Annotated in this window: 9 protein-coding genes; 4 read left to right on the forward strand and 5 right to left on the reverse strand. The window is 70.8% G+C overall.

What is annotated here, in order from left to right; all coding sequences use genetic code 11:
• Positions 1–91: 91 nt before the first annotated feature.
• The 3 genes from ACIQE0_RS32835 to ACIQE0_RS32845 form a co-directional block, all read right to left on the reverse strand.
• On the reverse strand, positions 92–2,059 hold the full coding sequence (locus ACIQE0_RS32835) for a BTAD domain-containing putative transcriptional regulator (RefSeq protein ID WP_402338854.1): 1,968 nt from the start codon (positions 2,057–2,059) through the stop codon (positions 92–94).
• 1 nt (position 2,060) lies between these two features.
• Positions 2,061–3,356 (reverse strand): M18 family aminopeptidase, encoded by a 1,296-nt coding sequence (locus ACIQE0_RS32840; RefSeq protein ID WP_366333325.1) that lies wholly within the window; start codon positions 3,354–3,356, stop codon positions 2,061–2,063.
• 305 nt (positions 3,357–3,661) lie between these two features.
• Positions 3,662–5,488 (reverse strand): acyl-CoA dehydrogenase, encoded by a 1,827-nt coding sequence (locus ACIQE0_RS32845; protein ID WP_366333323.1) that lies wholly within the window; start codon positions 5,486–5,488, stop codon positions 3,662–3,664.
• A 217-nt stretch (positions 5,489–5,705) separates the two neighbouring features.
• Between ACIQE0_RS32845 and ACIQE0_RS32850 the strand changes: the two genes are divergently transcribed.
• The 3 genes from ACIQE0_RS32850 (at position 5,706) to ACIQE0_RS32860 (ending at position 8,617) form a co-directional block, all read left to right on the forward strand.
• On the forward strand, positions 5,706–6,170 hold the full coding sequence (locus ACIQE0_RS32850) for an SseB family protein (protein ID WP_366333321.1): 465 nt from the start codon (positions 5,706–5,708) through the stop codon (positions 6,168–6,170).
• Between the two features lie 172 nt (positions 6,171–6,342).
• Positions 6,343–7,296, forward strand: a complete 954-nt coding sequence (locus tag ACIQE0_RS32855; protein ID WP_366333319.1) for a pirin family protein — start codon at positions 6,343–6,345, stop codon at positions 7,294–7,296.
• A 160-nt stretch (positions 7,297–7,456) separates the two neighbouring features.
• On the forward strand, positions 7,457–8,617 hold the full coding sequence (locus ACIQE0_RS32860; protein WP_402338857.1) for an AI-2E family transporter: 1,161 nt from the start codon (positions 7,457–7,459) through the stop codon (positions 8,615–8,617).
• Here the strand turns inward: ACIQE0_RS32860 and ACIQE0_RS32865 are convergent.
• Positions 8,533–10,719 (reverse strand): SpoIIE family protein phosphatase, encoded by a 2,187-nt coding sequence (locus ACIQE0_RS32865; RefSeq protein ID WP_402338859.1) that lies wholly within the window; start codon positions 10,717–10,719, stop codon positions 8,533–8,535. The two genes, ACIQE0_RS32860 and ACIQE0_RS32865, sit on opposite strands and share 85 nt — an antisense overlap.
• Positions 10,720–10,989: 270 nt before the next feature.
• Between ACIQE0_RS32865 and aspS the strand changes: the two genes are divergently transcribed.
• Entirely contained in the window at positions 10,990–12,777 is a 1,788-nt protein-coding gene (aspS, locus tag ACIQE0_RS32870) for an aspartate--tRNA ligase (RefSeq protein WP_366333313.1), read from the forward strand.
• Positions 12,778–12,930: 153 nt separating this feature from the next.
• Here aspS and metG read toward each other — a convergent pair whose 3' ends face one another.
• Positions 12,931–14,646, reverse strand: coding sequence for a methionine--tRNA ligase (metG, locus tag ACIQE0_RS32875; protein ID WP_402338861.1), 1,716 nt, complete (start codon positions 14,644–14,646; stop codon positions 12,931–12,933).
• Positions 14,647–14,667 lie beyond the last annotated feature (21 nt).

Here is a 14,667-nt window from a genome sequence, read left to right on the forward strand (position 1 = left end):
CAATCCACACCGAACCCGGAAGGCCCTCACCCGTTCAAGATCCCACGGCCGAGACCTGGCTCACTGTCCACAACCTCCCCGGACAGAACACCTAGCCGCCACCCGGAAGCCCGTCGGGCTCCGCCCCGTCGCCGCTCTCCCGCCGCCGTCCGCCTTCCCCGTTCGTGTCCCGGGCGAACAACTGGGTCAGCGCACTGATCGTGTAGACGTCGGTGGCCTCTTCGTCCACCAGGTGCATTTCCGCGAGCCGTTCGAGCCCGTCCTGGGTCCGCTCCTGGTCGTATCCGGCGAGCGCCGCGGCCGCCGAGGCGTTGAGGTGTCCGTCGGGGCTGGTCGCCAGCGCCCGGAGCAGTCGGGCGTCGTCGGCGGACAGCCGGGCGACCGACATCCGCAGCGCCGCCGCGATCCCGGTGTCCTCCGCCGACAGCAGCGCCAGCCGTCGCCGCTCGTCGCGCAGTGCCGAGGCCAGCCTGGCCAGCCGCCAGCGCGGCCGGGCGGTCAGCTGCGCGGCCGCGGCCCGCAGCGCCAGCGGCAACCCGTCGCAGAGATCGACCAGTTCCCGCGTCGCCGCCGGATCCTCCGCGACCCGGTCCGGCCCGAGCATGGCGCCGAGCAGCGCCCCGCCCTCCTCGTGCCCCATGGCCTGGAGGCCCACCGGCCGGGCGCAGTCCGTGGCGACCAGCCCGTCGAGCCGGCTGCGGCTGGTGACGATCGTGGCGCAGTGCAGACCACCGGGCAGCAGCGGCCGCACCTGCGCCGAACTCCGCGCATTGTCCAGGACGACCAGCAGCCGGCGTTCGGCGACCAGCGAGCGGAACAGTGCCGAGGCGGCCTGTGCGGAGCTGGGCACCCGCTCCGGAGGAGTACCGAGCGCCTGGAGGAAGTCGCGCAGGACCTCGGCCGGTGCGGCCTCGTCACCCTCCCCGAAACCGCGCAGATCGGCGAAGAGCTGCCCGTCGGGGAAGGCCTCGGCGTGCAGATGCGCCCACTGCACCGCGCATGCGGTCTTGCCGACCCCGGCCGGGCCCACGACCACCGCCAGCGGACTCTCCCCGGTCGTACGGTCCGTCAACGCCCCGGTCAGAGAACCCAGTTGGGCATCCCGTCCCAGGAAGCGGGCCGGCGGCCTGGGCAACAGCCGGGGCGCCGCACCGGCCCTGCTCCGGCCGGCCTCCGCGCCCGCCGTCGGACCGGCGCCGCCGCCCGAGCCCGTCTCCCCCTTGCCGGGGGCCGGCCTGTCGCCGCCGTGTTTCACGTGAAACGTGCGCGGGTCGGCCGGGGCGCCCGCGGGCGCGGCGGCCTGCCGGGCCCCGCCCGTGGCCTCGGCCCGCAGGATCTCCTCGTACGCCGCGCGCAGCCGCTCGCCCGGATCGACCCCCAGCTCCTCGGTGAGCAGTCGCCGGGTGCGGTGGTACCACTCCAGCGCGTCGGACTGCCGCCCCGTGCGGAACAGCGCCCGCATCAGCGCGGCGATCAGCCCCTCCCGCAGGGGATGGCTGACGGCAGCGGAGTAGAGGACGGCCGCGGCCTGTTCGTGCTCGCCGAGCGCGCCGTGCGCCCGGGCCAGCGCCTCCACGGCGGTCAGCCTGCGCTCCTCCAGGGCGTGCGCGGCGGCCGCGAACGGCGGGCTGGTGACCGTGCCGGTCAGCGCGGGCCCGCGCCACAGCCCCAGCGCCTCGCGCAGCAGCGGGACCGCATCGGACGGTGCGGCCTCCGGGCGGGCCAGTGCGACCAGTTCACCGAACCGGTGGGCGTCGATCAGCTCCTCCGGCAGCCGCAGCAGATAGGCCGAGCCGTGGGTGGCCAGCTCGATGCCGTACACCTCGGCACCGCCCGCGGCGAGCGTGGCGCGCAGCCGCGAGACGTGTCCCTGTACGACCGTGCGGGCGTGCTCGGGCGGTTCGTCCTCCCACAGGGAGTCGATCAACTGCTCCAGTGGGACGGTGGTGTTGGGCTGCAGAAGCAGCAGCGCCAGTACACTGCGCCGTTTGGCGGGCCCGAGCGGCAGCTCCTCGGAGCCGCACAACACGGAGATCGGGCCGAGCAGTGAGAATTCCAACTCAGCTCTCCAGGAAGGCCGTGAGGGCGTTCGCCAGCAGGTAGGGGTCCTGGGCTCCGCACAGTTCGCGGGCCGAGTGCATCGACAGGATCGCCACGCCGATGTCGACGGTCTGAATGCCGTGCCGGGCGGCGGTGATCGGGCCGATCGTGGTGCCGCACGGCATGGCGTTGTGGGAGACGAAAGTCTGCCAGGGAACGCCGGCCCGTTCACAGGCCGCGGAGAACACCGCCCGCCCGGTGCCGTCGGTCGCGTACCGCTGGTTGACGTTGACCTTCAGGATCGGACCGCCGTTGGGCATCGGGTGGTGCCCCGGCTCGTGCCGGTCGCTGTAGTTGGGGTGGACCGCGTGTCCGGTGTCCGACGACAGGCAGATGGTGCCGGCGAAGGCCCGTGCCCGGTCCTCGTAGGTGCCGCCGCGGGCGAAGACCGAACGCTCCAGCACCGTGCCGAGCAGCGGGCCGTCCGCGCCGGTGTCCGACTGGCTGCCGTTCTCCTCGTGGTCGAAGGCGGCCAGCACCGGGATGCTGGTCGGCTCGCCGCCGGCCGTGGCCACGGCGGCGAGCGCGGCCGTACCGGCGTGCACGGACAGCAGGTTGTCCATCCGCGGCCCGGCGACCAGTTCGCGGTCGCGCCCGAGGTAGGCGGGCGCCTCCACGCTGTGCACCATCAGGTCCCAGCCCTTGATGTCGCCGGCCGGAACCCCGATCTCCTCCGCCACGAACGCGATCAGATCGCCCTCGGCGACCTCGCCCAGGCCCCAGAGGGGCGTCATGTGGCGCTGCTTGTCGAGCTTGAGGCCCTCGGAGTTCACCGAGCGGTCCAGGTGCACGGCCAGTTGGGGCACCCGCAGCAGCGGCCGGTCCACGGTGACCAGCCGGTTGCTGCCGTCGGCCAGCGTCACCCGGCCGCTGAGGCCCAGGTCGCGGTCGAGCCAGGTGTTGAGCAGCGTCCCGCCGTAGATCTCGACGGCGATCTGCCGCCAGCCGTGGGCGCCGGTGTCCGGAATCGGCTTGACGCGGAGGTTGGGGGAGTCGGTGTGCGCCCCGACGATGCGGTACGGGGTCGCGGCGGTGGCCCCCTCGGGGACGTACCAGGCGATGATGGCGCCGCCCCGCAGCACGTACCGGCCGCCGCTTCGGCCGTCCCACTCGTCGGTCTCCGCCACCTGCCGGAAGCCGGCCTTCTCCAGCCGCTCCGCCGCGTTCGCCACCGCGTGGTACGGCGAGGGGCTGGCGGCGAGGAAGGACATCAGGTCGTCGGTGTGGCCGCGGTCGAAGCGGGCGGAGTTGGTCATGGATTCAGCATAAGGAGCCAACTCCGCACTTCCGCGTGGTCCTAGGGTGCGACTCCATTGCCTTCCGGCCACGATTTCCGCATTCCAGAGCAGATCCGGTGCCGGAGGGGGCGGTTCCGCTCCGTCCGGTCGCAGGTGTACCGGTGGGCTCGTCCGCATCATTCGCCCCGGCATGCTGATGCCCGCCTCCCCGGGGGAGTAAGGAGGCGGGCGGTGTCAGTGTGTGCAGCGATTCTGAGAAGGGTCTGAGAACGCGGTGACGGTCCGGGAACAGGCGCCCCGGACCGTCACGACTCGGCTCAGTCTCAGAAGGCGGCCTCGTCCAGCTCCATCAGGGACTGGTCGACGGACTCGGCCAGCGTGCGCTGGACCGCGACGCCCGGCAGGACGTTGTGCGCGAAGAACTTCGCCGCGGCGATCTTGCCCGTGTAGAACGCCTTGTCCTTCGACGAGGCGCCGGCCAGCTTCTCGGCGGCCACCGCCGCGCCCTTGAGGAGCAGGTAACCGACGACGACGTCACCGGAGGCCATCAGCAGGCGGGTGGTGTTCAGGCCGACCTTGTAGATGGACTTGACGTCCTTCTCCGTGGCGGCGAGGTCGGTCAGCATGATGCCGACGATCGCCTCCAGGCCCTCGGCGGCCTTGGCCAGTTCGCCACGGGCCTGCTCCAGCTCGGCGCCGCCCTCGGCGTCGGCCAGGAACGTCTTGATGGCCTCCGCCACCTGGGTCAGGGCGGCGCCCTGGTTGCGGACGATCTTCCGGAAGAAGAAGTCCTGGCCCTGGATGGCGGTGGTGCCCTCGTAGAGGGTGTCGATCTTGGAGTCCCGGATGTACTGCTCGATCGGGTACTCCTGGAGGTAGCCGGAGCCACCGAAGGTCTGGAGCGACTGCGCCAGCTGCTCGTAGGACCTCTCCGAGCCGTAGCCCTTGACGATCGGCAGCAGCAGGTCGTTCAGGGCGTGCACGGCGGAGGCGTCCTCGCCGGCGGCCTCCTTGACCAGGATCTCGTCCTGGACGGTGGCGGTGTAGAGCACCAGGGCGCGCATGCCCTCCGCGTACGCCTTCTGCGTCATCAGCGAGCGGCGCACGTCCGGGTGGTGGGTGATCGTCACGCGCGGGGCGGCCTTGTCGGTGAACGCCGCCAGGTCCGCGCCCTGCACGCGCTCCTTGGCGTACTCAAGGGCGTTGAGGTAGCCGGTGGAGAGGGTGGCTATCGCCTTGGTGCCGACCATCATCCGCGCGAACTCGATGATCCGGAACATCTGGCGGATGCCGTCGTGCTTCTCGCCGATCAGCCAGCCCTTGGCGGGGTGGCGGTCGCCGAAGGTCATCTCGCAGGTGTTGGACGCCTTCAGGCCCATCTTGTGCTCGACGTTGGTGGCGTAGACGCCGTTGCGCTCGCCCAGCTCGCCGGTCTCGAAGTCGAACTCGTACTTCGGCACGAGGAAGAGCGACAGGCCCTTGGTGCCGGGGCCGTGGCCCTCGGGGCGGGCGAGGACGTAGTGGAGGATGTTCTCCGCCATGTCGTGCTCACCGGACGTGATGAAGCGCTTGACGCCCTCGATGTGCCAGGAGCCGTCCTCCTGCTGGACCGCCTTGGTGCGGCCGGCGCCGACGTCCGAGCCGGCGTCGGGCTCGGTGAGCACCATGGTGGAGCCCCAGCCCTTCTCCACCGCGACCTTGGCGATGTGCTTCTGCTGCTCGGTGCCCTCCTCGAAGAGCACGCCGGCGAAGGCCGGGCCGGAGGCGTACATCCACACGGCCGGGTTCGCGCCCAGGATGGTCTCGGCGAACGCCCACAGGAGCGAGCGCGGCGAGGTGGTGCCGCCGATCTCCTCCGGGATGCCCAGGCGCCACCACTCGGCGTCCATGTACGCCTGGTAGCTCTTCTTGAAGGTGTCCGGCACCGGCGCGGTGTTGGTGTCCGGGTCGAAGACCGGAGGGTTCCGGTCGGCGTCGGCGTACGAATCGGCCAGCTCGTTCTCCGACAGCCGGGCGATCTCGGACAGCACGCTCTTGGCGGTGTCGACGTCCATCTCCGCGAACGGTCCGGTGCCGTACACGCTGTCGCGGCCGAACACCTCGAAGAGGTTGAACTCGATGTCGCGGAGATTCGACTTGTAGTGCCCCATGGGTACGGCTCCGTAAGGGTTCGGGAGGGCCTCGTGCGAGGAATGCCTCGATCCGAGGAAGGGACCTCGATACGCAATACCAGCAAGTAGCTCCGATGATGCTACCCGTGGGTAATAAGAAGCAACCCCCCCGCGGCCTATCTGTGACGAGCGTCCCCCGCGTCCGGCCCGCAGCGAGGGTCCCCCGCGCCCGCTCCGAATCAGTACGCTGTGCCGCATGTACGGCTACGACCAGAACGCGGGCGCCGGGCAGCAGTACGGCGCGCCGCCGCAGCAACCGGCCCCCGGGGGCTACGGCGAGCAGCCGCTGTATCCCGAGCCGTCCCCGCCCTCCCTCGCCGACGCGGTGCGCGCCTTCACCACCGGCTCAATGTCGGCCGAGGACTTCCAGGGCATCTTCTCGACGTCCAAGGTCTACTGCCCGCGCGGCGACAACCCCGGGTTCCTGGCGCTGCACAACACCCAGCAGCCGGTCATCCCGATGTTCACCTCGCTCAAGGAGCTGCGCCGGTACGCGGGCAAGGAGTCCAAGTACTTCGTGATCACCGGCGCCGAGGTGCTGGACCTGCTGCCGACCGGTTACGGATTCGTCCTCGACATGGAGGGCGACCACCGGATGGTCTTCGACGCCAAGGCCGTGGAGCAGATGGTCGACTTCGCGATGCGCCGGATGTACGGCTGACGACTCCCCCGGGGCGGCCTGCGGTCGCCCCTCTTCCTCTCCTCCTTTCTTCTCCCCTCTCCCCTCCTCGCTGACCTGCGGAGACGCCCGAGGGGCGCGGTCGGGAATCCGCACGCCTTGCTAGTTGTTCAGCATTCAACTAACTTGGATGCGAGCGACCGAGGAGGCCGTCATGCCCGCTGTGACCGTAGAGAACCCGCTGACCCTGCCGAAGGTGACCGCGCCTGCCGGGGCGCGCAACCGGCCCGCACTGGCCGTCACCACCGCTCCCAGCGGCTTCGAGGGCGAGGGCTTCCCGGTGCGCCGTGCCTTCGCCGGTATCGCCTACAAGCACCTCGACCCGTTCATCATGATGGATCAGATGGGCGAGGTGGAGTACGCGCCCGGAGAGCCCAAGGGCACCCCGTGGCACCCGCACCGCGGCTTCGAGACCGTGACGTACCTGCTCGACGGCACCTTCGTGCACCGCGACTCGCACGGTGGCGGCGGGGTCATCAACGGCGGCGACACCCAGTGGATGACGGCGGGTTCCGGTCTGCTGCACATCGAGGCGCCGCCGGAGTCGCTGGTCATGTCGGGCGGTCTCTTCCACGGCCTCCAGCTCTGGGTGAACCTCCCGAAGAGCGACAAGATGATGGCGCCGCGCTACCAGGACATCGGTGGCGGCCAGGTCAGGCTGCTGACCTCGGCCGACGGCGGTGCGCTGCTGCGGCTGATCGCCGGTGACATCGACGGCCACCAGGGGCCCGGCGTCACCCACACCCCGATCACGATGATGCATGTGACCGTGAGCCCGGGTGCCCAGGTGACGCTGCCCTGGCGTGCGGACTTCAACGGCCTCGCCTACGCCCTGGCCGGAAGCGGTACGGCGGGCACGGAGGGGCGCCCGTTCCACATGGGGCAGTCGGTCGTGTTCGGGGAGGGGGACGCGCTGACGATCCGGGCCGACGAGAGCCAGGAGTCGCGCAGCCCGAACTTCGAGGTGGTGCTGCTGGGCGGGCAGCCGATCCGCGAGCCGATGATGCACTACGGCCCGTTCGTGATGAACACTCACGCCGAACTGGCCCAGGCCTTCGAGGACTTCCAAGCCGGCCGCCTGGGAACGATTCCCGCTGACGCGCTCTGAGCGGCCGCCGAAGGCGGGATCGCGGGGGCGGTGTTTCACGTGAAACACCGCCCCCGCACTCGTGTTTCACGTGAATCACGGCGCTGCCGGTCGGGCTGTGTGCGGCGAGCACACCCGTCAATACCGCTCAACGGCCGTTCTGCCGTGGTGGACTGTCGGTGTGCGAAACGACTCGGATCACGACCGGAGCGGTGCCGAGCCCGGCCCGCCGCCGCACGCCCAGCCGCTGCTTCCGATCGAGGCTCGCCGGGCCGGGGCCTGGTGCGCGGTCGGACTGCTGGTCGCCGCGGTGCTGGCCGTCGGCGTCTGGCTCTGCGTCGAGTTGAGCGCCGCGGTCACACCCGTCCTGCTGGCCCTGCTCGGCAGTGGGCTGCTCGGTCCGCTGTACCGGAAGCTGGTGGCGATGCGGTTCAACCGCTCGCTGGCGGCGGGGCTGACCTGCGCCGTTCTGATGGTCGTGGTCGGCGGGGCCGGATACGTCGTGGTCACCGTGCTGGTCGACACCGGTGACCAGATCATCGCGTCCCTCAAGAGCGCGGCGGCGGACCTCTCCCAGCACTTCGGGACGGCCGGCAATTCGCTCAGCGATCTCGCCACCAACGCCAAGACGCTGGCCTCCAGGTTCGGCAGCACCGCGGCCTCCGGGCTGCTCGCCGGGGTGAGCATCGTGGGACAGTTCATCGCCGCGGCGGTGCTGGCCCTGCTGCTCACGTTCTTCTTCCTGCGTGACTCGGACAAGGCCGTCGGCGCCCTGCACGACTGGGCCCCGGGCGGCTCGGCACCGCGCCTGGAACGGATGGCCCGCCGCGGTTTCGAGTCCATCGAGGGCTTTATGCGCGGCACCACCTTCATCGCGCTGATCGACGCCCTCTGCATCACCGTCGGCCTGCTGATCCTGGACGTTCCGGGGGCGCTCGGCCTGGGCGCGCTGGTCTTCGTCGGGGCCTACATCCCGTACTTGGGCGCGTTCATCTCCGGTGCGGTGGCGATCCTGGTGGCGTTCGCGGACCGCGGCGTCGTCATCGCGCTCTGGGCGCTCGGGGTGGTCGTCGCCGTCCAGGTGCTGGAGGGCCATGTGCTCCAGCCGATGATCCAGAGCCGCACCGTGCAGATGCACCCGGCCGTCGTCATGCTGGCGATCACGGCGGGTGCGAGCGTCGCCGGCATCCTCGGCATGCTGCTCTCCGTACCGCTGACCGCGGCCGCCTCCGGCGTCCTCCACGAGCTGCGCAACCACTACGCGGCGGGCTCGGGTACGGGCTCCTCGGGGCCCGGCGACACCGGACCGGACGACTCCCCCGCCGCCCCGGCGTCCTCGTAGAGCTCGAACCACGTCGACTTGCCGTCCCCGCGCGGGTCCACGCCCCACGCCCCGGCCAGCAGTTCCAACAGCACCAGGCCGCGCCCCGAGGACGCCAGCTCGCCGGGCCTGCGGAGGTGCGGCAACTCGTCGCTGGCGTCGGCCACCTCGACCCGGAGACGCCGGGAACCGCGCTCGCCGGAGACCTCCGCCACCAGCAGCGCATCCCCGTCGGTGTGCATCAGCACATTGGTGACGATCTCGGAGACCAGCAGTACGGCGGAGTCGACCTGGTCCGGATCGCTCCAGTCGTGCAGCACATCGCGTATCTGGCGGCGCGCCGCGGCGATCCGTTCCGGCTCGGCCTGCGCGACGGAGAACACGGTGCGCCGCCCGGGCCGCCGGGCGAGCCGGTCGCCGGCTCCCACGCCGCAGCTGGCGCTCTCACGGGAGAGCAGCAACAGGGCGATGTCGTCCGCGCGGCGGTCCACCAGCGGACCGGTGGTGCGCTGCGACGAGGGGCCGTGCACGGCCTGGACCAGGGCGTCGGCCAGCCGTTCCAGACTCTCCGCACCGCCTTCGTCCGCCGTGGCGTCGTGGGCCTTGAAGGTGTCGCGCAGCCGCCCCCAGCCGGTCTCCAGGTCGTGCCCGCCGCTCTCGATCAGCCCGTCGGTGCACACCAGCATGGTCTCGCCGGGCTCCAGGACGATCCGGGTGGTGGGGTAGTCGGTGTCGGGGTCGATGCCCAGCGGCAGCCCGCCCGCGGTCGGCCGGACCAGGACCGCGCCGTCGGCCATCCTGATCGCCGGGTCGGGGTGGCCGGCCCGCGCCACGTCCAGTAGCCCGGTCGCCGGATCCACCTCGATGTACAGGCAGGTCGCGAAGCGCTGGTCCTCACCGTGGCCGCGAAACCCGGTCTCGTTGATCCCGGCCAGGAAGCGGGAGGCACGGGAGAGCACCGCGTCGGGGTGATGGCCCTCGGAGGCGTAGGCGCGCAGTGCGATCCGCAGCTGTCCCATCAGGCCCGCGGCCCGCACGTCATGGCCCTGGACGTCCCCGATGACCAGCGCGATCCGGCCGGACGGCAGCGGGATCATGTCGTACCAGTCGCCGCCGACCTCCAGCCCGCCACCGGTCGGCACATAGCGGGCCGCGACCGCCATCCCGGGGACGTCCGGCTGCACCGTGGGCATCATGCTCCGCTGGAGTCCCACGGCCAGTTCGTGCTGCGACTCCTGCACCCCCGCTCTGGCCAGCGCCTGGGCCAGCATCCGGGCCACGGTGGTCAGCACCGAGCGCTCGTCCGGGGTGAAGGCGACCGGCTGGGCGAACCCGGTCATCCAGGCGCCGATCGTCCGACCGGCGTTGACCAGCGGCAGGAACGCCCAGGACGCGCGGCCGAAGCGGGCGGCCAGGGGCCAGACGGCGGGATAGCGGCGCTGGTAGTCCTCCGGCGTGGGGAGGTAGACGGCCCGGCCGCTCCGGACCACCTCGGCGGCCGGGTAGTCGGTGTCCAGCGTCATCGGGGAGAAGGGCTGCTCGTCGCCGGGGCGGTGCCCGTGGTGGCCGAGGACCGCGAGCCGATCGCCCTGGATGCCGAAGACCGCCAGGCCGTCCGGCATGAAGCCGGGCATGGCCAGCCCCGCCGCGACCCGCAGCACCTCGGCCGTGGACCGCGCCTCGGACAGCGCCCGGCCCGCGTCCAGCAGGAACGCCTCGCGCGAGCGGCGCCAGTCGCCGGTGACCGGGGCGGTGGCCGCCGATGTGCCGGGCTGCTGCCCGGGCACCTCCTGAAGGGAGCCGACCAACTCGAAGGCACCGTTGACGATCCGCGGGCGGGAACGGGAGCGGACGACGCGCTGCACCCGCCCCCGCTCGTCCACGATGCGCAGCCGGGCCTCGGCGACCGTGCCCTCGGAGATCGCGAGCCGGACCCCGCCGTTGATCTCGGTGAAGTCGACGGGGTGGAAACGGGATCGCACGGCGGCCTCGGTCAGTTCGGCCGGTTCGGCGGGAAGTCCCAGCAGCCTGGCCGCCTCCGCGTCGAGGGCCACTCGGCCGGATGCGTTGTCCCAGCGCCACAGGCCGGTCGAGAGGGCGGCCAAGAGGTCCTTAGTGCGCATTGCATCACTTTAGGCGGATTTGAAGTGGCCCGACCGACGTGCCGGACCCGACCATCGTCGCAGCCCGGGTGCCCGGTCTCTCGCCGGGGTGACGCTGAGGGGTATATGTCAACCAGCTCGTCGGGGCCGGGCGGTAACCTGGAGCGGTTATGCCATTCCTGGGGTGGTCTTTCGGGTGATCCACAAGGCGGTCGATCGGGCGAGTGAGCCTGGTATCCCCCTTCCCGCCCGTCAGCTCCCCACCTCGACTCGCGACGACTTGGATGAGCGATGCATCGGTACCGGTCCCACAACTGCGGCGAGCTCCGAGCCGCGGACGTCGACACCGACGTCCGCCTCAGCGGCTGGCTGCACAATCGACGTGACCTGGGCGGCATCCTCTTCATCGATCTGCGGGACCACCACGGTCTGGTGCAGCTCGTCGCCCGCCCCGGCACCCCGGCCAACGAGGCCCTCGGCTCGCTGACCAAGGAGACCGTCGTCCGCGTCGACGGCAAGGTCAGCGCCCGCGGCGCCGACAACGTCAACCCCGACCTGCCGACCGGCGAGATCGAGATCGAGGTCACCGAGGTCGAGGTGCTCGGCGCCGCCGAGCAGATCCCCTTCACGATCAACGCCGAGGACGGCGTCAACGAGGAGAAGCGCCTCGAATACCGCTTCCTCGACCTGCGCCGCGAGCGCATGCACCGCAACATCATGCTGCGCACCGCCGTGATCTCCGCGATTCGGCACAAGATGGTGGCCCTCGGCTTCAACGAGATGGCGACCCCGATCCTGTCCGCGACCTCCCCCGAGGGCGCTCGCGACTTCCTGGTCCCGTCCCGTCTGCACGCCGGCAAGTTCTACGCGCTGCCGCAGGCCCCGCAGCAGTTCAAGCAGCTGCTGATGATCGCCGGCTTCGACCGCTACTTCCAGATCGCGCCTTGCTTCCGCGACGAGGACGCCCGTGCGGACCGCTCGCCGGGCGAGTTCTACCAGCTCGACGTCGAGATGAGCTTCGTCGAGCAGGAGGACGTCTTCCGGCCGATCGAGCAGCTGATGACCGAGCTCTTCACCGAGTTCGGCAACGGCCGCACGGTCACCTCGCCCTTCCCGCGCATCCCGTTCCGCGAGGCGATGCTCAAGTACGGCTCCGACAAGCCGGACCTGCGCGCCGAGCTGGAGCTGGTGGACGTCTCCGACGTCTTCGCGAACTCCGGTTTCAAGGCGTTCGCCGGCAAGCACGTCCGCGCCCTGGCCGTGCCGGACACCGCCGACCAGCCGCGGAAGTTCTTCGACCAGCTGGGCGACTTCGCCGTCGCGCAGGGCGCCAAGGGCCTGGCCTGGGTCCGCGTCGGTGACGAGAACGCGCTCGCCGGTCCGATCGCCAAGTTCCTCACCGAGGACGACGTCAAGGCGCTGGTCGCCGCCCTCGACCTCAAGCCCGGCCACGCCGTCTTCTTCGGCGCCGGTGAGTTCGACGAGGTCTCCAAGATCATGGGCGCGGTGCGCGTCGAGGCCGCCAAGCGCGCCGGCCACTTCGTCGAGGACGAGTTCCGCTTCTGCTGGATCGTCGACTTCCCGATGTTCGAGCGCAACGCGGACACCGGCGCGGTCGAGTTCTCCCACAACCCGTTCTCCATGCCGCAGGGCGGCCTGGAGGCGCTGGAGACCAAGGACCCGCTGGACATCCTCGCCTGGCAGTACGACATCGTCTGCAACGGCACCGAGCTCTCCTCCGGCGCGATCCGGAACCACGAGCCGGACGTCATGTACAAGGCGTTCGCGATCGCCGGTTACGACAAGGAGACCGTGGAGGCCGAGTTCGGCGGCATGCTCCGCGCCTTCAAGTTCGGCGCCCCGCCGCACGGTGGCATCGCCCCCGGCGTCGACCGGATCGTGATGCTGCTGGCCGACGAGCCCAACATCCGCGAGACCATCGCCTTCCCGCTCAACGGCAACGCGCAGGACCTCCTGATGGGCGCCCCGTCCGAGGTCGACGAGTCCCGCCTCAAGGAGCTGCACCTGAGCATCCGTACCGGCCCGGCGAAGCCGACGCCGTACAAGCCGACCAAGTAAGGCGGAGCAGGGGCCCGGGACCGCGACGGTGGTCCCGGGCCCCTGCACATCCGGCAGCGGCCGTCCCGCCGCCCCGCACCACGCACGAGGACGCCCCCGGACCGGACCGGTCCAGGGGCGTCCTCGTGCGTCATGCGCTCCGTGCGCCGGGCGTCAGCCCTCTTCGCCGCCGAAGCGCTCCCGGTACGCCGCCAGGTCGTCCTCGGTGATCTTCGCGAAGAGCACCGGCGGCACCGTGAACGACGTCCCGGCGGGCACGAAGGCCAGCGCCTTCGCCTCCTCCTGCGACACCCAGCTGGCCGTGTCGCCCGCCAGCGCGAACGCGCCGCGCATGGCCTTCGCCGACGCCGGGATGAACGGTTCGGAGACCACCGAGTAGAGGTGGATCAGGTTCATCGCGGTCCGCAGCGTCAGCGCCGCGGCGTCCTTGTCGGTCTTGATCTCCAGCCAGGGGGCCTTCTCCTCCAGGTAGGAGTTGCCCGCGCTCCACAGGGCGCGCAGCGCGGCCGCCGCCTTGCGGAACTGGAGCGCCTCCATGTGGCCCTCGTACTCCGCGAGCAGCCCGGCGATCTCCTCGCCCAGCCTCTGCTCGGCGGCACCCGCCTCGGCACCGGCCGGCACCTCGTCGCCGAACCGCTTCCGCGAGAAGGAGAGCACGCGGTTGACGAAGTTGCCGAGGGTGTCGGCCAGGTCCTTGTTGACCGAGGAGGAGAACAGCTCCCAGGTGAAGGACGTGTCGTCGGACTCCGGGGCGTGCGCCATCAGGAAGTAGCGCCAGTAGTCGGCCGGCAGCAGCTCCAGCGCCGCGTCGGTGAAGATGCCGCGCTGCTGCGAGGTCGAGAACTTCCCGCCGTAGTAGTTGAGCCAGTTGAAGGCCTTGAGGAAGTCCACCCGCTTCCACGGCTCGCGGGTGCCCAGCTGCGTCGCCGGGAACATCACGCTGTGGAACGGCACGTTGTCCTTGGCCATGAACTCCGTGTAGCGGACGTCGTCGGCCTCGTACCACCACGACTTCCAGTCGCGCTCCTCCGGCGCCTGGTCCGCCCACTCCTTCGTCGAGCCGATGTACTCGATCGGGGCGTCGAACCAGACGTAGAAGACCTTGCCCTCGGCGGCCAGCTCCGGCCACACATCGGCCGGCACCGGGACGCCCCAGTCCAGGTCGCGGGTGATCGCCCGGTCCTGGAGGCCCTCGGTCAGCCACTTGTGGGCGATGGACGACGCCAGGGTCGGCCAGTCCTTGCTGCCGTTGCCGGCCAGCCAACCCTCGACCTCGACCTGGAGCTCGGACTGGAGCAGGAAGAGGTGCGTGGTCTCGCGCACCTCCAGGTCACCGCTGCCGCTGATCGCCGAACGGGCGTCGATCAGGTCCGTCGGGTCCAGGACGCGGGTGCAGTTCTCGCACTGGTCGCCGCGCGCCTTGTCGTAGCCGCAGTGCGGGCAGGTGCCGACGATGTAGCGGTCCGGCAGGAAGCGGCCGTCGGCGTTGGAGTAGACCTGGCGGATGGTCCGCTCTTCGATGAAGCCGTTCTCGTGCAGCTTGCGCGCGAAGTGCTGGGTCAGCTCGACGTTCTCCCGCGAGGAGCTCCGGCCGAAGTGGTCGAACTCCAAGCCGAAGCCGTCGTAGATCGCCTTCTGCTTGTCGTGCTGCTCCGCGCAGAACTCCGCGACGGACTGCCCCGCGTCCTTCGCCGCCAGCTCGGCGGGCGTGCCGTGCTCGTCGGTCGCGCAGATGTAGAGGACGTCGTGGTCGCGCTGCCGCAGGTACCGGGCGTACACATCGGCCGGGAGCATGGACCCCACCATGTTGCCCAGGTGCTTGATCCCGTTGATGTACGGAAGGGCGCTGGTGATGAGGTGTCGAGCCATTGCCGGCTGCTCCCAAGTCGC

The sequence above is a fragment of the Streptomyces sp. NPDC093097 genome (assembly GCF_044754325.1).
GTDB lineage: Bacteria > Actinomycetota > Actinomycetes > Streptomycetales > Streptomycetaceae > Streptomyces.

Coding starts and splice junctions, on each gene's coding strand:
- ACIQE0_RS32840 (WP_366333325.1), bottom strand. CDS start 3,356: ATGACCAACTCCGCCCGCTTCGACCGCGGCCACACCGACGACCTGATG.
- metG (WP_402338861.1), bottom strand. CDS start 14,646: ATGGCTCGACACCTCATCACCAGCGCCCTTCCGTACATCAACGGGATC.
- aspS (WP_366333313.1), top strand. CDS start 10,990: ATGCATCGGTACCGGTCCCACAACTGCGGCGAGCTCCGAGCCGCGGAC.
- ACIQE0_RS32845 (WP_366333323.1), bottom strand. CDS start 5,488: ATGGGGCACTACAAGTCGAATCTCCGCGACATCGAGTTCAACCTCTTC.
- ACIQE0_RS32855 (WP_366333319.1), top strand. CDS start 6,343: ATGCCCGCTGTGACCGTAGAGAACCCGCTGACCCTGCCGAAGGTGACC.
- ACIQE0_RS32865 (WP_402338859.1), bottom strand. CDS start 10,719: ATGCGCACTAAGGACCTCTTGGCCGCCCTCTCGACCGGCCTGTGGCGC.
- ACIQE0_RS32850 (WP_366333321.1), top strand. CDS start 5,706: ATGTACGGCTACGACCAGAACGCGGGCGCCGGGCAGCAGTACGGCGCG.